We start from the raw sequence: 17,947 nt of genomic DNA, 5'->3' as shown, positions 1-17,947 counted from the left end.
ATACCCCGGCGGCATTTCGGGCACTCCTCGGAGGACGGATCTTGAGGAGGGGTCGGACGTGGCGCAGGTGCTCATCGTCGGTGGCGGTCCGGTCGGGATGCTCCTGGCCGCGGAGCTGGGTTTACAAGGCATCGAGACCACCGTGGTCGAAAAGCTCACCGAAACGCACGATGAGCCCCGCGCGGGCACCCTGCACGCCAGGACCGTGCAGTCGATGCTGCGACGCGGCTACCTCCCGCAGCCCGAACACGCGTACGACGAGATACTCGAAGTCCCGTTCCACTTCGCGGGCCGGTCGATCCTCACACTGGAGGCGCCCGCGATCGAAGGCCCGCCGATGGTCGGCCAGTCGCAGGCCGACATCGAACGCTTCTTCGAGGCACGCGCCCGCGCGAACGGCGCCGAGATCCTGCGCGGCCACCAGGTGATCAGCCTCGACGGCGGCACGGTCACCACCGACCAGGGCACGACCATCACGGCCGACTACATCGTCGGAGCGGACGGCGCGCGCAGCACCGTGCGCAAGCTGGCGGGCATCGAAAGCACCTGCACGCCCGCCACGTTCGCCGGGATTCTCGGCCTCGCCACGCTCGAAGATCCCGCACGCTGCCCCGGCGGCTGGACGCACGGGCGGACCGGCTGGACGCTGATCAACGTCAATCCGATGGGGCCCAGCCGCATCCTCACCCACGAGTTCACCGAGCCACTGCCGGAACGCGGCGCCGAAGTCACCCTCGATGACCTCCAGCAGGCCACCTCGAGGATCGTCGGCCACGACGTCCCGATGGAACAGCCGACGTTCCTCGGCCGGTTCAGCGACTTCACCCGGCTCGCCGACACCTACCGCAAGGGGAACGTCTTCCTCGCCGGCGACGCCGCCCATGTGCACGCGCCACTCGGCGGACAAGGCCTCAACCTGGGCTTACAGGACGCGTTCAACCTCGGCTGGAAGCTCGCGATGGTCCTCAAGGGCGCGCCGGAGCACCTGCTCGACACCTACCACGCCGAGCGGCACCCGGTCGCCGCGAAGGTCATCGCCAACACCCGCGCCCAGGCCGCGCTGATGCGCCCCGGCCCCGAGTTCGACCCGCTGCGCGAACTCGTCGCCGACCTGCTGAGCTTCGACGAGCCGAACTCGTACCTCAGCGACCAGATCACCGCGCAGAACGTCCGCTACGCGCCGAGCGGGCTCGTCGGCAGCTTCCTGCCCAACTTCCCGATCGGCGCCACCACGGTCAGCGAGTTGCTGCACGCGGGCCGTCCCGTGCTGCTGTGCACTGGCGAGGCGTGCGACGCGGCCGCCGGCTGGAAGGACCGCGTCGACGTCGTCACGCACGACCTCGGCAGGCCCGCCGTGCTGGTCCGCCCGGACGGTTACGTGGCGTGGGCCGGTCAGGATCCGGAGTCCGCGCTCGAGCAGTGGTTCGGCCCGGCCGCCTGAATCGACTGGGCGTGCCGGAACACGTTCAGCGGATCCCAGCGCGCCTTCACCGCCTGCAGTCTCGGGTAGTTGTCCTTGTAGTACAAGGTATGCCACGGGACGCCGGACGTGTTCCAGTCCGAAGAGGACAGATCGGCATCCGGGTAGTTGATGTAGCAGCCATCGGTGCACGAGTCCGGCACCGGCACGCCGCCGGTCGACGCGTACATCGAGCGGTAGAAGTCCCGCACCCAGCCAATGTTCGCGGCGTCTCCATCCTCAGTGGACCAGAACGACTGGTACAGCAGCTTGAAGATACTGTCCCGCTGCGCCACCGCGGTCGCGTCGGATGCCACCGAACCGATGGCCCCGCCGTAGGAGAACGCGACCAGCATCGCGTTCGGGTTCGTCACGTCCGGCCTGGTCAGCTCCCGATACGCGAGCGAGATCTGCTTGGGCGGCAACGGTGCCCGCACATACGCGGACTTGTGCTCACCTCGCAAAGTCGGGTCGTTGAGCACAGGTGAGCTGGTGCCGAGATACCGCGTCGCCTGCAACCACGGCAAGCGCCGGGGCGGCTCGAACACGTCGCCGAGCAACCGATGCAGGTAGTCGTCCAGCACTCGAGCGGCGTCGGGCTCGTCGGCATCGATCTGCGTGACCAGGCCGACGCTCCCATTGCAGACATGATTGAGCGTCAACAGGCTCGACAAGCCGGATCGGCTTTCGGCGTGCCAGCGGCCATAACCGTCCAGCAGCCTGGCGAAACCAGCTTCGTCCAACCGCGACCACGGCACCGAGAGCGAGCTGAGCAGCACCTCCGACGGTGGCCGCGCCAACGGCCGGAAGAAGAACCGCGTGACCACCCCGAAGTTCCCGCCGCCTCCCCCGGTGTGCGCCCACCACAGGTCCGAGCCGCGCGTGGCCACCACCGCCCGAGCCGTCCCGCCGTCGTCGACGACCACCACCTCGACCGCGTGCAGGCGATCGACCGTCAACCCCTGCGCACGCGACAGCAACCCATAGCCACCACCCGTGAAATGCCCGCCCGCGCCCACCGAGTAGCAGATCCCGCCGGGCACGGTCACGCCCCAGCCGCGATACAACTCCTCGTAGACGTCCGCGAGCCGCGCACCCGCCTCGACCACGTACGCGTCGCGCGCGGTGTCGAAATAGACCCCGGTCATGGCCGACAGGTCGACCACGACTTCGACGTCCGGGTGGAACACGAAGTCCTCGAAGCAATGCCCGCCACTGCGCACCGAGAGCCGCTCACCACGCGAAACGGCCAGCTGAACCGCCGCGACCACGTCTTCGGTCCCGCGCACGAGCTCGACGCGGGCGGGCTTGGCGCCGTAGCGCTGATTGAGCCCGGTCGTCAGGCCGTCATACCGCGAGTCCCCAGGTTCGACGCTGATCATGGAACACCTCCTCGAAAAGAAGTGGATCGTGAGTGCCGCGGCCGGTTAGAACCGGTCAGAACACTCACGACCCACGATCGGCTCGCCCGCTAGAGGTCGGCGGCGAGCTTGCCCCCGATTCCCCAATGGTCCTTCTCGACGTCGCTGATGAGCACGGTCACCGCCTCCGGCGGGCACTTCGCCAGCCGGGACACGGTCTCCGTCAGCTCGGAGACCAGCTGACGGCGTTCGGGCTCACCCGCGCCTTTCCACCAGTTCACGTTCACGACGGGCATCGATCGTCACCTCCTCGTCTTTGCCTGCGCGGTCCACGCCGACGGCCACCAGCGCGACGGCCAGCGACGCGACCGCCAGCCCGGCGCCGATCCAGCTCGGCGAAAGCAGCCCGGCGCCCGCGCTGATGCCGAGTCCACCCAGCCACGGGCCGAGCGCGTTGCCGATGTTGAACGCCGAGATGTTGCTCGTGCTCGCCAGCGTCGGCGCGCCTTCGGTTTCGTTCATCACCCGGGTCTGCAGCGCGGGGTTGATCAGGAAACTGCCCACACCGAACAGGAACAACGTCGCGATCATGGCGGGCTTGTTGTGCGCCGCCAGCGAGAACGCGCCGAGCATCACGGCCAGCACGAGCAGGCCGACGCACAGGGTCCCCATCAGCGACCGGTCGGCGAGCCGTCCACCGAAGACACTGCCGAGGAACGTTCCGACACCGAACAACGCCAGCAACGGCGGCACCATCCCGGCCGAGAAGCCGGTGACGTCGGTGAGCAGCGGCGAAATGTAGGTGTACGCGGTGTACAGCGCGGCCTGGCTCAACATCGTGGTGGCCAGCGCGAGCCACACCTTCTTGTTGCGGAACGCCGCCAGCTCCTGCCGGACGCCGATGTGGCCTGCGCGCGGCTGGTGCGGGACCAGCGCGATCACGCCGATCAGGTCGATGACACCGAGGATCGCCACCGCGAGGAACGTCGCGCGCCAGCCGAAGTGCTGGCCGACGAAGGTGCCCAGCGGCACGCCCGCGATGGTCGCGATGGTGAGCCCGCCGAACATCACCGAGATGGCGCGGGCGCGTTTGGCCGGTTCCACCAGGTTCGCCGCGACCACCGCGCCGATACCGAAGAACGACCCGTGCGCGACGGCGGTGACCACCCGCGCGGCCATCAGCACCCCGTACGAGGGCGCGGCCGCGGCGATCACCTCACCGACGATGAACACCCCGAGCAGTCCGATCAGCGCGGCTTTACGCGGAATCCGCGTGGTCGCGGCCGTGATCAGCGGCGCGCCGACGACCACGCCGAGCGCGAACAGCGAGATCAGCATGCCGGTCTGCGGCAGGGAGACCCCGAACGCCGCCGACAACTCCGGCAGCAGCCCGGCGATCATGAACTCGGTCGTGCCGAGGCTGAACACCGTCAGCCCCAGCACGAACAATGCGATGGGCATCGAATTCTCTCTCCCGTGTCAGGAGACCGCCGTCAGGCCCGCTTCGGCGATCTTCACGTCGTCCGTCCAGTGGGCGCCGGAGACCCCGACCGCGCCGACCACCTCGCCGTCGACCACGACCGGCAGCCCGCCGCCCATGCTGACCAGGCGTGCGACGCCGGTGGGCGCGCCGGCCGCGAGCACCTCGTCGGACTTGAGGATCTCGGACCACTTCTCGGTCGGCATCGCCGACGACGCCGCGGTGTACGCCTTGTCCTGCGACACCTGCACGGCGTTGAGTTTCGCGCCGTCCTGGCGCAGGAACGCCTTGAGATTCCCGCTCTCGTCCACCACCGAGATGGCGAACCGCTTGTCGGAGCCCAGCGCCGCCTCATGGGCCGTGTGGACGATCTTCCAGGCCAGCTCGTCGGAGATCGACGACCGGCGCTGCACCTTGCTCATGCGCGCACCTCCTGTTCGGGGGCCGCGCGGCTCACTCCCGGCCGGAGCGCATCACCGCGTCGGCCTGTCCTCACCGTAGCAAATCTGGAACGATCGGTAAACATAACCGGACAAAGAGATCGCATCAGTGCAGGTAACCCGCCGGTTGCTAGGTCGTCAGGTACACGACTGCGGGGCTTATCTTGACCGCTCGTTACACCAGAGTTAGCCTGGAGACATGTCCCGCGTCCGCGAGTTCGACACCGATGAGGTCATCCAGAAGGCCATGGAGGTCTTCTGGACGCACGGTTACGAGGGGACGTCGATCCAGGACCTCGCCGAGGCCACCGGGCTCGGCCGCGGCTCGCTCTACGCCGCGTTCGGCAGCAAGCACGGGCTGTACGAACTCGCGCTCCAGCGCTACGTCCTGCAGACCACGGACGCCACGCGCCGCGCGCTCATGCGGCGCGAGCCGATCCGCAAGGTGATGCGGGATCTACTACTGGGCAGGCTCAACAGCTCCCTCGAGGTGCCGGGGCGCCCAGGCTGCCTACTAGTCATGGCGATCACCGAGCGGGTGCCGCATGACGAAGCGACGAACCGCATCGTCCGCGACGCCATCGGCGCGTTGCAGGACTCGTTCAGCGCGACGCTGTACATGGCACGGAGCATGGGTGAATTGCCGGTCGAGACCGACGTTCCGACCTTGGCGAACTTTCTGGTCACCATGATTCAAGGATTGCGCATCATGAGCGCGGTCAGCACCGACCTCTCGACGCTCGAGCAGGTCATCGATGTGGCATTGGTCGCAATTCCCGAATAGAAGTTGCGCGTTTAATCAAATCCGGGTCGCGAGTGTTGCCAACGGTTTCGGCCGTCGGCGCCATCCGCGACTTTTTTCGTGTCTGGCAAAGAACTTCGGTGCGATCGGCCGACATAAGTATCACTCATACGGACCAGCGCCCTCGCTTTGCACTTCTTCGCGTCACTCAGTACGGTGAAATTCGAGGGCAACAAATCACCCATTAGAGGTATTGCTACTCGATCATCAAATGAACCCGAAACCGATGGGATCCGGGATGCTTACCGAACAAATCCAAGGGACGATCATCCGTACCGCGGATTTCGTCTTTTCGCCTTTCGACTGGGGCCGGGTGGCCGAACCCGTCGGCCCGATGATGGGCGCGCACAAGGTCACCCTGCTGGTGGTCGAAGTCGCACCGGGGAAGACGTGGCGGCTCGGCTGGGCGCTGGAGGAAGAGAACGTCGCGGTGATCTTCGACGGCTCCGGCCACGGTGACGTCACCGCGCACCGCACCGAGGTCGGCCGCGGCAGCGCGCTGCACTCCCCCACCGGCAAGACGCTCGAACTCGAAGCCGGGCCGGACGGGCTCACCGCCTACGTCTGGCGGACCAAGCTCGAAGGTGGCGAGCCGACCGGCAGCAATCCCAGGCTGGACAACGAATTATGGAACGACGAGACCCGGCTGCACGGGTTCGCCGGCACCGGCGAGGTCGAAGCCGACGAGCGCACCGCGGTGATGAACTTCCTGTTCTGGCCGGGAACCGGCAGCGCGCGGCTGTGCCTCCATTGTGGAATCCAGGACCCTGGCCAGACCTTCAACGTCCATCAGCATCCGGACAGCGAAGAGGCGTTCATCGCCTTCGAGGGCCACGGGCAGATGTACCTGATCGACCGCTGGCACGACGTCGGCCCCGGCGATGTGCTGTTCGCCGCGCCCGGTGTCCCGCATGGCACCAGGAATCCCGAGGACGGCACGGCCCGGTTCGCCACCTGCGGCGGCCCGACGCCGTTCGACCCCGTCCTCTATGCCCGCGCCAACGTCTCAGCGGAGGTGAAGTAGTCACCATGTGCCGGATATACGGACACCTGGGCGGCAACCTCGCCCACCATCATCTGCGAGCGGTGTCCGCGCTGCAGCGCCACGGCGGGCCGGACGCCCGCTTCAGCGCCGCCGGCGACGACTGGGCACTCGGCAACAACCGGCTGGCGATCATCGACCTCGACGGCGGCGAGCAGCCGTTCAAGCTCGGCCGCGACATCCAGGTCGTCTTCAACGGGGAGCTCTACAACCACAAGGAGCTGCGGCAGCGGCTGCACGCACTGGGGTACGTCTTCCACGATCACTGCGACGGCAACGTGCTGCCCGCGCTCTACCACCACTACGGGCTCGATTTCGTCGAACATCTCGACGGCATGTACGCGGTCGCGATCATCGACCTGCGCGCCGAGCCCAAGCTCGTGCTGGCCACCGACGAGGCCGGGATGAAGCCGCTCTACTACCACTGGGACCGCCGCCATCGGCAGCTCTACTTCTCCTCCGAGCTACCCGCGCTGCTGAGCGTGCCGGGCCCGAGCTGGGAAGAGTCGATCGGCGGGCTCGACGCCTACCTGACCACCAAGACGCCGTTCGGCGAGCAGACCATGTTCGACCAGGTCCAGGTGCTCCCCCGCGCCGCCACGGCGGTGTACACCCGGGACGGCGGGCTCAAGATCGACCGGCGCGCCAAGCGCGATTTCCCTGTGGTGCCAACGGATCTGGAGACCGCGGGCCAGCGCGCCCAGTACACCTTGCGCACCGAGACGCACCGGCTCGCGCTGGCCGACGTGCCGATCTCGACGATCACCAGCGGCGGGCTGGACTCCAGCCTGGTCACCGCGCTGCTCGCCGAGAAGGTGCCGCACGTCCACGCGTTCAACATCGCCTACACCGGCGACTGGCCGTTCGACGAGAAGCGCTACGCCCGCGAGGTCGCGCGGCTCAGCGGCGCGCGGTACCACCAGATCGAGGCCGATCCGGCCGAGTTCCCGAAGCTGATGGACGAGGTCGTCTGGCATCTCGGCCAGCCCAACGCCGACCCGATCACGCTGAGCACCTACCTGCTCTTCCAGGGTGTCAGCGAAGCCGGGTTCAAGGTCACGCTCTCCGGTGACGCCGCAGACGAGATCTTCGGCGGCTACGGACGGATCAAGAAAGCGCTCACAGACGGCGACGGCTGGGACCGGAACTACGTCGACGCACTCGCCGCGATCCCGTCGGCGACCAGGAACGCGCTGTACACAGAGGACTATCGGGATTACCTGCGCGACAACGGATCCGAGTTCGACCGGATCGTCGGGCAGCTGCGGGCCGGGTCGAGCGACCGGCTCGCGGCGATCACCGAGTTCGAAGTGGACCAACGGCTCCCGGCGTATCACCTGCGCCGCGTCGACCACCTGAGCATGGCGCACTCGGTCGAGGTGCGGCTGCCGTTCTGCCAGACCTCGGTCACCGATCTCGCGCGTAGCCTGCCGACGGACCTGCGGGTGCGCGGCGACGAGGTCAAGCGCACGCTCTACGCCGCCGCGCGCGGCCTGGTGCCGGACTCCGTGCTCAACCGGCCGAAGCAGCCGTTCACCCTGCCGATCACGGCGATGCTCGCCGACGGGCAGCCGCTGCTCGGCTACGCACGCGACATGCTCGCGAGCGGCCACGACGGCAGGCTCGACCCGCAAGCCGTCGAAGGGCTGATTAAGACCCAGGCTGCGAACCCGAACGACGAGTCCGCGCTCGCCATCTGGTCACTGCTGATCCATCGGATCTGGACGCGGCAGATCACCTGCCAGGGGGAAAGGAGGGCGGCCTGATGCTCGCCCACATCGCGCACGCGCAAGGTGCGCCGAGCTCCACGCTGGTGCTCACCGCGGAACGACTGCCCGAAAACGAGAACGACCTCGGTCGCGCGCTCACCGACGCGCTGAGGTGGCTCGGCGAGCAGGGCCTCGAAGGCATCACCAAGATCGCGTTGATCGGCCAGGCCGAGCACCCGCTGTTCGACCTGGACTACCGCTTCGTGCAGGTGCTGCCGGGTGACCCGCCGCGGTTCGACTTCCGGGGCAGCTGCGGGCATTCCGTGCTGTCGTCCGTGGTCGTCGCCAGCCGTCTGGGCTGGATCGGCAAGCTCGCGCCGGAACACCGGGTTCGGGTCCGCGTGCTCAACACCGACGACCACGTGGTGTGCGAGGTCGACGAATGCGTGCGGGACAAGACCACGTTCACCGCGCACTTCCTCAATCACCCGTCGGTCGCGCTCGAGGAGCTGCTGCCGTTCGGCGAGACCACCACGGACCTGCCGTACTCCGGCGGCACGATCCGGGTCAGCGCCGTCTCGGTCGGCAACCCGTACCTGTTCGTCTCCGGGCATGACCTCGGCGTCGACACCAAGGACGAACTCTTCGCCGACAACCCGGAGCTGTTCGACACGATGACCGCGATCCGGCGGTCGGCAGCCGCGCAGTACGGCTGGCCGGTCGACGGCGCGTTCCCCAAGGTCGCCGCGGTCATCCCGGACGGGGAGGACAAGCTCGCCGTCCGCGCGGTCTCGGTGCCGTCGTGGCATCCGACGCTGGCGCTGACCGGCGCCGTCTGCCTCGGCGCGGCCAGGCAAATCCGCGGCACCATCCCGTATCAGCTGGCCGGTGAGCACTGCGAAGGCCCGCTGGAGATCCGTACGAAGGGTGGGGTGACCACGTCCGCCGCCGCGGTCTCCGGCCATGACCGCGACAGCAGGCTGTCGTGGGTCAGCGTGCCGCACAAGGCGGTCGCGTTCACCGGTGAGGTGACCATCGATTCGCTCCGGCCCCACGTCCGTAAGGAGGACACATGCCTGCTCTCGACCTGACCATCGGCGAAGACGAACTGATCGAGATACTCCGCGAGCACGCCGCGTCCGCCGATCTCGCCGGAAAGCCCTCGCCCGAAGTGCTGCGAGCGGTCCGCGGGTCGTCGTTACCCGCGCTGAGCGTGCCCAAGGAATATGGCGGCGCGGGCGGTGACGGGCTGGCCGTCAACCGGGCGATCGCGCGGATCGCGTACCACGATCCGTCGACTGCGATCATCTTGTTCCAGCACATGGCCGTGTGCAGCCGGATCGCCGAGTGGGGCAGCCCGGCGCAGCGCGAAGACCTGTTGCCGAAACTGGCGACCGGCGAGTGGCTGGCTGCGTCCGCGTGGAGCGAATCCGGCGCGGGCGCGGCGAAGAAGAACCTGGCCACCATCGCCGACGAGCGTGAGGACGGCTGGTCGATCAGCGGCGGCAAGGCGTTCACCACCGGCGCCGGGCTCACCGACGTCTACCTGGTGCTCGCGCAGACGACCCAGGTCGAGGACGACTCGGCGTACGGGTCGAGCGGGCAGAGCTTCTTCCTGATCCCGGCGACGAACCCGGGCATCGAGCCGGATCTGAGCCTCGACCTGGTCGGCATGCGTGCCTCGGCGACGGGGTTCGTGGAGCTCAAGGACTGCCAGGTGGGCGTCGACGCACTGCTCGGGCCGCGGGACACGGCGAGCACGATCATCGCGGGCGTGCGACGCACCGGCGCCTCGCTCGGCGCGGTCTCCGTCGGCATCGCCGAGGCCGCCTGGGATCTCGGATTCCAAGCGGCGCAACGGAAATCGTTGCTGGACCTGCAAGCGGTGCGGCACCGGCTGGTCGATCTGCGGTCGCAGGTCGAGTCGGCGCGGGCGCTGGTCGAGCAGGCCGGGCGCCGGGAAGCAGCCGAGCCTGGCGACGTGACCCTGCACAGCAAGATCCACGCGTCGCAGGCGTGTGAAGACGTCGTCGCCGGGGTGGCGCGGATGCTCGGCAGCGCCGGGTACGTGGTGACGAACCCGATCAACCGGATGGCGCGCGACGCCCGCGCGGTCGCGCTGATGGGACCGACGAACGACCTGAGCCGGGAGTTGGTGAGCATGCCATGGGCAGCGTGACCTACGACCTCGTCGTCAGGGGCGGCAGGCTGGCCGACTCCGGCGACGTGCGGGACATTGCCGTGCGCGACGGAGTGATCGATGACCTGCTGCCCGCTCGTAGTGGCGCGGTGGGCCGCGAGGAGATCGACGCTTCCGGCCGGTACGTGCTGCCGGGGCTGATCGACTCCCACGTGCATTTCCGGACACCAGGGCTGACGCAGAAGGAAGAGTGGGCGTTCGCGTCCCGCGCGGCCGTGGCCGGCGGGATCACCACGGTGATCGACATGCCGAACACCAAGCCGGCGACCTTCACCCCGGCCGACGCGCGCGACAAGGACGCGGCCGTGCGCGGCACGAGCCTGGTCGACTACCGGTTCCACGCGGGCGTCGACCCCGATCAGGTGGACCGGCTGCTCGACTTCTCGCCTGCCGAGGCGACGTCGGCGAAAGCGTTCCTGACCGGGCATCACACCGCGCCGCACGTGCTGCGCGACCCGGCGCGTCTGGACCGTTTGTTCCAGATCGCGAAGGAGAAGCGCCTGCGCCTGCTGTTCCACGCGGAAGACGACGACGTGTTCGCCCTGCTGGATCAGTGGCAGGGTTCGCCGCCGGAGTACCGCGACTACGAGCGGTTCCGGCCGCGCACCGGCGGGATCGTCGCGGTGGCGAAGCTGATCGCACTGGTCAGGCGGCATGGCACGGCGATACATGTGCTGCACGTGTCCAGCCGCGAGGAGGCGGACCTGCTGACCGCGGCGGGCGCGGCCGGGCTGCCGGTCACCTGGGAGGTGACCGGGCACCATCTGTCGTTCACCACCGACGACACGCGCCGCTACGGCTCCCGGATCCGGCTGAGCCCGGCGATCCGCGAGCAGGCCGATCAGGATCGGCTGTGGGAAGCGGTGATCAACGGCGAAGTGTCCACTGTGGGCAGTGACCACGCGCCGCATCCGTTCGGCGACAAGGTCCAGCCGCCGCCGGACGCGCCGCCCGGGCTGCCTGGTGTGCAGGAACTGCTGCCGGGACTGTTCACCGGGCTGCGCCGCCGTCTCCCGACGGCTTCGGACACCTCGTTGCTCCGGATCGTCACGCGGCTGCTCGCTTCGGAGCCCGCGCGGCTGTTCGGGCTCGACCACCGCAAGGGGCGGATCGCGCCAGGGCTCGACGCGGACCTGGTGCTGTTCGACCCGGCCGTGAACTGGTCGCTCACCGACGTCCAGGCGAAGTGCGGCTGGTCGGCGTACGCGGGCTGGCTGTTCACCGGACGCGTCGAGCGGACCGTGCGGCGCGGCGAGACCGTCTACGCGGGCGACGGGACTTTCGGCTCCCCTCGCGGCGAATGGCTGACGCCCGCACTGGTGCGGGGAGGTGCCTGATGGAGGAGTTCAAGGAGGCCATGGCGGCGCTCGCGGGCGGAGTCTGCGTCGTGACGGCCGTCGACTCGGAAGGCGCGCCGCGCGGGTTCGCGGCCACCTCGGTCACGTCGGTCTCGATGCGGCCGCCGATGCTGCTGGTGTGCCAGTCGAAGTCGTCGGGCTCGTACCCGGTGTTCGCGAACTGCGAGCACCTGACGGTCAACGTCTTGGCGGCCGACCAGCACGAATTGGCCGGGCTGTTCTCGACACCGGGCGCCGACCGGTTCACCGGCACCGGGTTCGTTCCGGGCCCTGAGGGCACGCCGGTGCATCCCGACGCGCTCGCGAGCGTGGAATGCCGGCTGCGCGAGACCGTCGACGCCGGGGACCACAGCGTGCTGATGGCCGAGGTGCTGTCCGTGCGCACCTGTCCCGGCGAGCCCCTGATCTACCACGACCGCCGCTACCAGCGGCTTTCCCAAGACTGAAGGAGCTTGCGATGTTCGAACTGCCCGTCCGTCCCGGTCCGGAGCCGCGTACCCGCGGCCCGATCCCGCACGGCCAGCTCAACCAGATCTCGCCGACCACCATGCAGGAGGAGCTGTGGCAGCGGATGCGGTCGCTGCCGGGCGTCTACCTCGCGCCCACGCATGTGCCGTATCCCGAGGCGCGGGCCATCCACCTGGCCCCGGAGTTCGGCACCGGCCCCGAGGACGCGTTCATCAAGCGGAGCCGCGAATTCGCGCACCTGCATCCGCAGCAGGACGGCAGTCTCCACATGACACTGCCGCAGCTGGTGAAGAAGGAGGTCACTGAAGCGGGCTGGGGAATCCCGCATCCGATCCAGAACACGCAGCTGGTCTACGGGCCGCGCGACCGTGAGGAAATGGAAACGGTGTGGAAGATCCTGCTCGAGTCCTACGCGTACGCGCGGGGAAAGAGCACTCAGGTGTGAACCACTTTGAGCGCCGACGCCTCCTGCACACCGGCCTTGAGCAGCTTGCCGATGGCGGTGGCGACGGAACCACCGGCGAAACAATAGTCCGGGGTGGGTTTGATACCGCAATAGGTGCCCGGTGAGCCGAAAGTGACCGCCCAGGGCACCGCCTGCGCCGCGCAGGTGATGGTGGTGCTGCCCGCGGCACTCGCCATGTGCGGCACCACTTGGAGCGCGGTCATCGAAACGGTGGCCGCGCCGCCGGGCGCGGCGCAGGTGGCGGTGCCCGTGACTCGCAGAATCCCGTCCGGCCAGCCGAATACGCCGGCGGTCTCGTCGATGGTCAGGCTCGCGGCGGCTGCCGCGGGTCCGGCCGTCGAAACGAGAGCGGCCATGGTGATCGCCGCGGTCAAGGCAATTCTTGGCTTTCCGCTAATGGGCATCCCAAAACCATAGAACGGTTTACGGAAGCCTTTCTGGGCCACGTGGAGCAATTCCACGCGTCCCCGGTCTTCGCCGGTTCACGCGGCTTCGAGCAATGCTCGGCCCGATTCGGTGAGCCGGACGGGTCCTGATGATATGGCCGAGATCAGCCCGGCCTGCACCAGCCGCGGGCCGACGAACTGGTCGCAGCAGCCGATTCCGTCGATCACGAGCGAACCGCCCGCGCAGCCCGAGATCTCGCACCGGCCTGCCGCGACGGCGCGGAGAACGGAGCGGTCGCGGTGGCTGATCGCGGTGATGATCGTGGCGTTCATGGTGGTTCTCCCTCCGGTGTTCCCTTGTACTGTCGTCGACTCGAATACGCCTCAATCGACACCGGAGTTCGAGAAATTCCGTTCCTGATCGGTCAAGAAGACCGGTTTTTCGCCCGATCTCGCAGCACCGTGGCCGCGCGGACACACCACGTGTGGTGTTCCTGCTCGAACTGACGGCCGCGCAGGCAGGTCAGGTACGGACCGAGCGGCTCGCCGCGCCGCAGGAACGTCTCCTCGTCGAGGTCACCGCGCAGCTGCCGCAGCAGCCGGTCCAGGAACTCGATCTTCGCGGCGGCGGCCGCGGCGCGGTCGTCCAGCTGCGCGATCACCGGCGCGGCGTCGATGTGGTCGACCGCCTGGACCTTCACCAGCAGGTCGTCCCGGATGAACGACGGCTTGCAGTCTGCGGTGGCGAAGCGCGCGAGTTCGACCTTGCCCGCTTCGGTGACGGTGAAGAGCCGCTTGTTGGGCCTGGCCTCCTGGACCACCTGGCGGCCGCTGATCAGGCCGTCCTTCTCAAGCTTTGTCAGCTCCAAGTAGAGCTGCTGCGGCTGGGCGTACCAGAAGTTGGCGACGCCCACGTCGAACGCCTTGGCCAGCTGGTAGCCGCTGTACTCGCCGGACAGCAACGCGGCGAGCACCGCATGCCGCAGTGCCATGTCCGGTCTCCTTCGCCGTCGTCACGCTGGACGCGGTCCATCATAGTCATGTATATGAGTACTCATGATTTTGAGTACGACAACCCAGCGCTTCCGCGACGCGGTGCTGAGCGGCGACCACGCGGCCATCGAACCGCTGTTCACGCCGGACGCGCGGATGTTCAGCCCGGTGAAGTTCACCCCGTTCGAGGGCCGCCCGATGATCCTCGGCCTGCTCGGCGTGCTGCTGCGCACGTTCGAGGGCTTCCACTACGTCGGCGAGTTCGGCGGCGGTGACTCGGACGTGCTGGAGTTCCGCGCCACCGTCAAGGGCACGCAGATCCACGGCATCGACCTGTTCCGCTTCGACGACCAGGGGCTGATCAACGAGTTCACGGTCATGGTCCGCCCGCTTTCGGCGGTCACCGCGCTCAGTGACGCGGTACTCGCGGGCCTGGTCGCCGACGGCCTGGTCCCGGCACCCCAATGACCCTTTACCAGCGCTACGTCGCGCTCGGGGACAGCCAGACCGAGGGCGTCGGCGATGGCGACGACATCACCGGCCTGCGCGGCTGGGCCGACCGGCTCGCGGAGCGTCTCGGTGACGGCAACCCGTCGTTCCAGTACGCCAACCTCGCCGTCCGCGGCCGTCTCTCCGGCGAGGTCCGAGCCGAACAGCTCGAGCGCGCTCTCGCGCTGCGACCCGACATCGCCACGGTCGTCGCGGGCGTCAACGACCTGCTGCGCCCTCGTTTCGACGCGGGCGAGGTGGCCGGTCACCTGGAGTCGATGTTCGCCACGCTCACCGCGTCCGGCGCCCGCGTCGCCACGGTCACGTTCCCGGACATCACCAGGATCATCCCGCTCGCCCGCCCGGTCCGCGCCCGCATCACCGGCCTCAACGACCGCATCCGCGTCGCGGCCGCCCGGCATGGCGTCGCCGTCGCCGAGATCGCGTTGCATTCGGCCGTCGCCGACCGCCGTTTCTGGGCGGAGGACCGGCTGCACTGCAGCCCGCTCGGCCACGCACTGATCGCGGACGCGGTCGCGCACGCCCTTTCCCTTCCCGGCAGCGACGATTCCTGGACGCAGCCCCCTGCGGCTCTTCCGGTTCCCCCGCGCACCTTGGCGAGCGAACTCGGCTGGGCCGCCACATTCCTGGGCCCCTGGCTCGGAAGGCGCCTGCGTGGACAGTCCTCAGGCGACGAGCGCACGGCCAAACGACCCGAGCTCAGTCCCATTAGCTGACACGCATGGTTTAGTCAAGGTTGGTAAATCACCACCCCGGGAACAGTACGAAAGTTGGATGCCTCTCCTTCGCCAGGAATTTAGATTCGCTGCCAACGCAGGCGAATCCCCAGTCCTGGCAAGGAGAATCCCCAGATGTCCAAGAAGACCTTCGTCACCGGCGCCGTAGCGCTCGCCGCGGCCATCCTCCCGCTCACCGCGGGCATGGCAACGGCGGCGCCCGCGGTCACCACCGTCTACTACGACGCATCCGGCGCGCCCAGCTTCGCCTCGGCCATCTCCTCCGGCGCAGCCAACTGGAACAGCTCGGTGTCCAACGTGCAGCTCCGCCCGAGCTCGTCGGGCGCCTCCCTGCGTTACGTGGAAGGCAACGACCCGCAGGGGTCCTACGCGGACACCGACGGCCACGGCACCGGCACGATCTTCATCGACTACACCCAGGCCAAGCAGTACGACATCGTCCGCATCACCGCGCACGAGACCGGCCACGCGCTCGGCCTCCCCGACCACTACGAGGGCCCGTGCTCGGAGCTCATGTCCGGCGGCGGCCCCGGCACCTCGTGCCACAACGCCAAGCCGAACTCGACCGAGGCTTCCCGCGTCCAGTCCTTGTGGGCCAACGGCTTGGTCTCGAACGGCGTGGGCACCCAGCGCATCTACGGTTAAGGGCTCGTGCGCGTTGCGGGCGCTTCTAACCGCCCGCAACGCGCACGACCCTTTCCATGTACCCGCCCGGGGGGTCGTGAGTGGCGTTGCCGGTTAGAACCGGCAACGCCACTCACGACCTTTTCGCTCAGGCGCCCTTCTTGATGACCTCGATCAGGCTGGTCCAGCCGGCGCGGCCGTTGCCCGCCGCGATCGCCCCGTCGTAGTGCGCCTTCACCGCGCCGGGCAGGCCGACGTCGATGCCCGCGTCCCGGCTCGCGCCGACGATGTGGTCGGCCGTCGCGCCCATCATGATCACGTTCGCCTGGTCGCCCGGGTACTCCCCCGCGTCGATCCCCGCCGCCGCGTCCGCCAGGTAGTACTCCATCATCTGGAAGTTCTCGACCGCGTAAGGCACGAAGTCCGACGCCGCCACACCGGCCGACCCGACCAGCGCCGAGGCATGCAGGAACGCCGACAGCGAAGTCAGGAAGATGTCCAGCTGCGCCTGGTAGAACAGCTGCGCCAGAGCCGGATCCTCACCCCGGTAGTCAGGCCGCCCCAGCACCGCCAGCACAGCCGAAACCCCGTCGAAAACCTCACGCGGTCCGCTGTAGAACACATAGGACTGATCAGTCCCCACCAACGGCGACGGCACCATGATCCCGCCGACCACCAGCGAACCGCCGCGCTCGGCGACCCACGCCGCGGCCTCACGAGACCGGGACGGCGTGTCCGAACTCAGGTTCACCAGCACACGCCCGCTCAGATCCGCGGAGCCGAGAATGTCATACATGGCTTGATAATCCGTGAGGCTGAGCACGATCACATCGGCACGCAAAGCCTCCTCGACCGTCGAAGCACGCACCGCGCCCTCCGCCACGAGAGCGTCCGCACGGGACGCCGTCCGGTTCCAGACGGTCGTGGAATACCCGTGCGCCAAGAAAGTCCGAGCCATCGCCTGGCCCATCGGGCCCAGACCGAGTACCGCTACGTTCACTTTTGCTCCCCAAGAAGTTCGATGACACCGGTGATCGCCTCGGCCCCATGGCCATCGGCGAGCCGCTGGTTCAAGAGCGGCTCCAAGGGAGCCAGCAGCGCGGGGCTGACTCCCTGCTCGACCGCCGCTTCCAGCAGGTGCGGGTAGCCCGCCGCCTGCATGGCCAGATTGGACACGACGTCGATCGAGTAATCGCGCTTGTCGATCTGCGACGCCGCTTCCGCGACGAACCCGCCCATCGCCGTCAGCCAGCCGCTCAGCATCGGCGCGAACTCCGTCGCGGGCACGCCCGCCGAGCCGACCAGCGCGAAGGCGTGCAGGATGCCCATGAACTGGCCGTACATCGCGCTCAGCAAGGCGATGTCCTGCAGTGACGCCATCCCGGGGTCCGCACCGAGGAACCGGCTGTCGGCGAGCGTGTCGAGCACCGGCCGGTAGGCGTCGAACACCGCTTCCGAGCCGCTGTACAGCACGAACGCGCCGGGACCGCCGATCATCGGCGGGACGGCCATGATGCCGCCGTCGAGGTAGTCGATCTCCCTTTCGAGAGCCCACGCGGCCAGCGAGCGCGCGTGGCCCGGGGTGCCGCTGGTGACGTTGACCAGCGCCTTCCCGCGCAAGGCGGCCGCGGACGGGCCGAGTGCGTCGTAGACGGAACGGTGGTCGAGCAGGCAGGCGAGCACGACCGGGCTCGCCTCGATGGCTGCGGAGACGGTCGACGCTCGGACCGCGCCCTGCGGGACCGGGCGCTTGGAGCGGTTCCAGACCGTCACCGGGTGACCGGCGGCGAGCAGGGCGGACGCCAACGCGGCGCCCATCGCGCCCAGGCCCAGGACTGTGACCTGGGTTTTCGTGGTTTCTTCCTTCACAGGGACCACCTTGGCGAAGCCCGCGCATGGTTCACGCACGGAA

At 68.4% G+C, this 17,947-nt stretch carries 21 protein-coding genes; 12 read left to right on the top strand and 9 right to left on the bottom strand.

The window, feature by feature from the left end:
* Positions 1–58: 58 nt before the first annotated feature.
* Positions 59–1,441, top strand: a complete 1,383-nt coding sequence (locus tag BLV57_RS05090) for an FAD-dependent monooxygenase (protein WP_218134597.1) — start codon at positions 59–61, stop codon at positions 1,439–1,441.
* On the opposite strand, the gene BLV57_RS05085 is transcribed toward BLV57_RS05090, so the two are convergent.
* The 4 genes from BLV57_RS05085 to BLV57_RS05070 all read right to left on the bottom strand — a co-directional run bounded on the left by BLV57_RS05085 (position 1,393) and on the right by BLV57_RS05070 (position 4,722).
* Entirely contained in the window at positions 1,393–2,841 is a 1,449-nt protein-coding gene (locus BLV57_RS05085; protein WP_091287143.1) for an FAD-binding oxidoreductase, read from the bottom strand. The two genes, BLV57_RS05090 and BLV57_RS05085, sit on opposite strands and share 49 nt — an antisense overlap.
* An 89-nt stretch (positions 2,842–2,930) precedes the next feature.
* Complete coding sequence (locus BLV57_RS05080) at positions 2,931–3,116, bottom strand: tautomerase family protein (RefSeq protein ID WP_091287885.1); 186 nt, start codon at positions 3,114–3,116, stop codon at positions 2,931–2,933.
* Positions 3,076–4,281 (bottom strand): Cmx/CmrA family chloramphenicol efflux MFS transporter, encoded by a 1,206-nt coding sequence (locus BLV57_RS05075; protein WP_091287140.1) that lies wholly within the window; start codon positions 4,279–4,281, stop codon positions 3,076–3,078. The genes BLV57_RS05080 and BLV57_RS05075 overlap by 41 nt, the downstream gene beginning before the upstream one ends.
* Positions 4,282–4,299: 18 nt before the next feature.
* Entirely contained in the window at positions 4,300–4,722 is a 423-nt protein-coding gene (locus BLV57_RS05070) for a GlcG/HbpS family heme-binding protein (RefSeq protein ID WP_091287139.1), read from the bottom strand.
* Between the two features lie 217 nt (positions 4,723–4,939).
* Between BLV57_RS05070 and BLV57_RS05065 the strand changes: the two genes are divergently transcribed.
* From BLV57_RS05065 to BLV57_RS05030, 8 genes are all read left to right on the top strand, one after another.
* On the top strand, positions 4,940–5,524 hold the full coding sequence (locus BLV57_RS05065) for a TetR/AcrR family transcriptional regulator (RefSeq protein ID WP_091287136.1): 585 nt from the start codon (positions 4,940–4,942) through the stop codon (positions 5,522–5,524).
* Between the two features lie 256 nt (positions 5,525–5,780).
* The gene (locus BLV57_RS05060) at positions 5,781–6,566 is read left to right on the top strand and encodes a cupin domain-containing protein (RefSeq protein WP_091287133.1); all 786 of its coding nucleotides are present in this window, start codon (positions 5,781–5,783) and stop codon (positions 6,564–6,566) included.
* 5 nt (positions 6,567–6,571) lie between these two features.
* Positions 6,572–8,350: an asparagine synthase (glutamine-hydrolyzing) gene (asnB, locus tag BLV57_RS05055; protein WP_091287131.1), complete on the top strand. Its 1,779-nt coding sequence runs from the start codon at positions 6,572–6,574 to the stop codon at positions 8,348–8,350.
* Complete coding sequence (locus BLV57_RS05050) at positions 8,350–9,384, top strand: PrpF domain-containing protein (protein ID WP_091287128.1); 1,035 nt, start codon at positions 8,350–8,352, stop codon at positions 9,382–9,384. Before asnB ends, BLV57_RS05050 begins: the two co-directional genes overlap by 1 nt.
* On the top strand, positions 9,366–10,472 hold the full coding sequence (locus tag BLV57_RS05045) for an acyl-CoA dehydrogenase family protein (protein WP_091287125.1): 1,107 nt from the start codon (positions 9,366–9,368) through the stop codon (positions 10,470–10,472). Before BLV57_RS05050 ends, BLV57_RS05045 begins: the two co-directional genes overlap by 19 nt.
* Positions 10,460–11,830 carry a dihydroorotase gene (locus BLV57_RS05040; protein WP_091287122.1) on the top strand — a complete coding sequence of 457 codons (1,371 nt, stop codon included), beginning with the start codon at positions 10,460–10,462 and terminating at the stop codon, positions 11,828–11,830. The genes BLV57_RS05045 and BLV57_RS05040 overlap by 13 nt, the downstream gene beginning before the upstream one ends.
* Complete coding sequence (locus BLV57_RS05035) at positions 11,830–12,297, top strand: flavin reductase family protein (RefSeq protein WP_176968494.1); 468 nt, start codon at positions 11,830–11,832, stop codon at positions 12,295–12,297. Before BLV57_RS05040 ends, BLV57_RS05035 begins: the two co-directional genes overlap by 1 nt.
* 11 nt (positions 12,298–12,308) lie before the next feature.
* Complete coding sequence (locus BLV57_RS05030; RefSeq protein WP_091287117.1) at positions 12,309–12,764, top strand: luciferase domain-containing protein; 456 nt, start codon at positions 12,309–12,311, stop codon at positions 12,762–12,764.
* Here BLV57_RS05030 and BLV57_RS05025 read toward each other — a convergent pair.
* The 3 genes from BLV57_RS05025 to BLV57_RS05015 all read right to left on the bottom strand — a co-directional run bounded on the left by BLV57_RS05025 (position 12,755) and on the right by BLV57_RS05015 (position 14,163).
* A complete protein-coding gene (locus tag BLV57_RS05025) occupies positions 12,755–13,189 on the bottom strand; it encodes a hypothetical protein (protein ID WP_143046985.1) in 435 nt (144 codons plus the stop codon). The genes BLV57_RS05030 and BLV57_RS05025 overlap by 10 nt on opposite strands.
* Before the next feature lie 78 nt (positions 13,190–13,267).
* Complete coding sequence (locus BLV57_RS05020; RefSeq protein ID WP_091287113.1) at positions 13,268–13,504, bottom strand: hypothetical protein; 237 nt, start codon at positions 13,502–13,504, stop codon at positions 13,268–13,270.
* Between the two features lie 92 nt (positions 13,505–13,596).
* Complete coding sequence (locus tag BLV57_RS05015) at positions 13,597–14,163, bottom strand: PadR family transcriptional regulator (RefSeq protein ID WP_091287111.1); 567 nt, start codon at positions 14,161–14,163, stop codon at positions 13,597–13,599.
* Positions 14,164–14,227: 64 nt separating this feature from the next.
* Between BLV57_RS05015 and BLV57_RS05010 the strand changes: the two genes are divergently transcribed.
* The 3 genes from BLV57_RS05010 (at position 14,228) to BLV57_RS05000 (ending at position 16,056) form a co-directional block, all read left to right on the top strand.
* Positions 14,228–14,632, top strand: coding sequence for a nuclear transport factor 2 family protein (locus BLV57_RS05010; protein ID WP_091287108.1), 405 nt, complete (start codon positions 14,228–14,230; stop codon positions 14,630–14,632).
* Positions 14,629–15,390, top strand: coding sequence for an SGNH/GDSL hydrolase family protein (locus tag BLV57_RS05005; RefSeq protein ID WP_091287107.1), 762 nt, complete (start codon positions 14,629–14,631; stop codon positions 15,388–15,390). The genes BLV57_RS05010 and BLV57_RS05005 overlap by 4 nt, the downstream gene beginning before the upstream one ends.
* Positions 15,391–15,525: 135 nt before the next feature.
* Positions 15,526–16,056 (top strand): snapalysin family zinc-dependent metalloprotease, encoded by a 531-nt coding sequence (locus BLV57_RS05000; RefSeq protein WP_091287104.1) that lies wholly within the window; start codon positions 15,526–15,528, stop codon positions 16,054–16,056.
* 127 nt (positions 16,057–16,183) lie between these two features.
* Here the strand turns inward: BLV57_RS05000 and BLV57_RS43850 are convergent, their stop codons facing one another.
* Both BLV57_RS43850 and BLV57_RS43845 read right to left on the bottom strand, forming a co-directional pair.
* Positions 16,184–17,035: an NAD(P)-dependent oxidoreductase gene (locus BLV57_RS43850; RefSeq protein WP_091287102.1), complete on the bottom strand. Its 852-nt coding sequence runs from the start codon at positions 17,033–17,035 to the stop codon at positions 16,184–16,186.
* Positions 17,032–17,904 carry an NAD(P)-dependent oxidoreductase gene (locus tag BLV57_RS43845; RefSeq protein WP_281244384.1) on the bottom strand — a complete coding sequence of 291 codons (873 nt, stop codon included), beginning with the start codon at positions 17,902–17,904 and terminating at the stop codon, positions 17,032–17,034. The genes BLV57_RS43850 and BLV57_RS43845 overlap by 4 nt, the downstream gene beginning before the upstream one ends.
* Between the last annotated feature and the right edge of the window lie 43 nt (positions 17,905–17,947).

The organism is Amycolatopsis xylanica, assembly GCF_900107045.1.
In the GTDB taxonomy this organism is placed as follows: domain Bacteria; phylum Actinomycetota; class Actinomycetes; order Mycobacteriales; family Pseudonocardiaceae; genus Amycolatopsis; species Amycolatopsis xylanica.
Note: the sequence above shows the minus strand (reverse complement) of the source record. Positions and strands in the feature narration are given on the sequence as shown.

Coding starts and splice junctions, on each gene's coding strand:
- BLV57_RS05085 (WP_091287143.1), bottom strand. CDS start 2,841: ATGATCAGCGTCGAACCTGGGGACTCGCGGTATGACGGCCTGACGACC.
- BLV57_RS05080 (WP_091287885.1), bottom strand. CDS start 3,116: ATGCCCGTCGTGAACGTGAACTGGTGGAAAGGCGCGGGTGAGCCCGAA.
- BLV57_RS05075 (WP_091287140.1), bottom strand. CDS start 4,281: ATGCCCATCGCATTGTTCGTGCTGGGGCTGACGGTGTTCAGCCTCGGC.
- BLV57_RS05070 (WP_091287139.1), bottom strand. CDS start 4,722: ATGAGCAAGGTGCAGCGCCGGTCGTCGATCTCCGACGAGCTGGCCTGG.
- BLV57_RS05065 (WP_091287136.1), top strand. CDS start 4,940: ATGTCCCGCGTCCGCGAGTTCGACACCGATGAGGTCATCCAGAAGGCC.
- BLV57_RS05060 (WP_091287133.1), top strand. CDS start 5,781: ATGCTTACCGAACAAATCCAAGGGACGATCATCCGTACCGCGGATTTC.
- asnB (WP_091287131.1), top strand. CDS start 6,572: ATGTGCCGGATATACGGACACCTGGGCGGCAACCTCGCCCACCATCAT.
- BLV57_RS05050 (WP_091287128.1), top strand. CDS start 8,350: ATGCTCGCCCACATCGCGCACGCGCAAGGTGCGCCGAGCTCCACGCTG.
- BLV57_RS05045 (WP_091287125.1), top strand. CDS start 9,366: ATGCCTGCTCTCGACCTGACCATCGGCGAAGACGAACTGATCGAGATA.
- BLV57_RS05040 (WP_091287122.1), top strand. CDS start 10,460: ATGGGCAGCGTGACCTACGACCTCGTCGTCAGGGGCGGCAGGCTGGCC.
- BLV57_RS05035 (WP_176968494.1), top strand. CDS start 11,830: ATGGAGGAGTTCAAGGAGGCCATGGCGGCGCTCGCGGGCGGAGTCTGC.
- BLV57_RS05030 (WP_091287117.1), top strand. CDS start 12,309: ATGTTCGAACTGCCCGTCCGTCCCGGTCCGGAGCCGCGTACCCGCGGC.
- BLV57_RS05025 (WP_143046985.1), bottom strand. CDS start 13,189: ATGCCCATTAGCGGAAAGCCAAGAATTGCCTTGACCGCGGCGATCACC.
- BLV57_RS05020 (WP_091287113.1), bottom strand. CDS start 13,504: ATGAACGCCACGATCATCACCGCGATCAGCCACCGCGACCGCTCCGTT.
- BLV57_RS05015 (WP_091287111.1), bottom strand. CDS start 14,163: ATGGCACTGCGGCATGCGGTGCTCGCCGCGTTGCTGTCCGGCGAGTAC.
- BLV57_RS05010 (WP_091287108.1), top strand. CDS start 14,228: ATGATTTTGAGTACGACAACCCAGCGCTTCCGCGACGCGGTGCTGAGC.
- BLV57_RS05005 (WP_091287107.1), top strand. CDS start 14,629: ATGACCCTTTACCAGCGCTACGTCGCGCTCGGGGACAGCCAGACCGAG.
- BLV57_RS05000 (WP_091287104.1), top strand. CDS start 15,526: ATGTCCAAGAAGACCTTCGTCACCGGCGCCGTAGCGCTCGCCGCGGCC.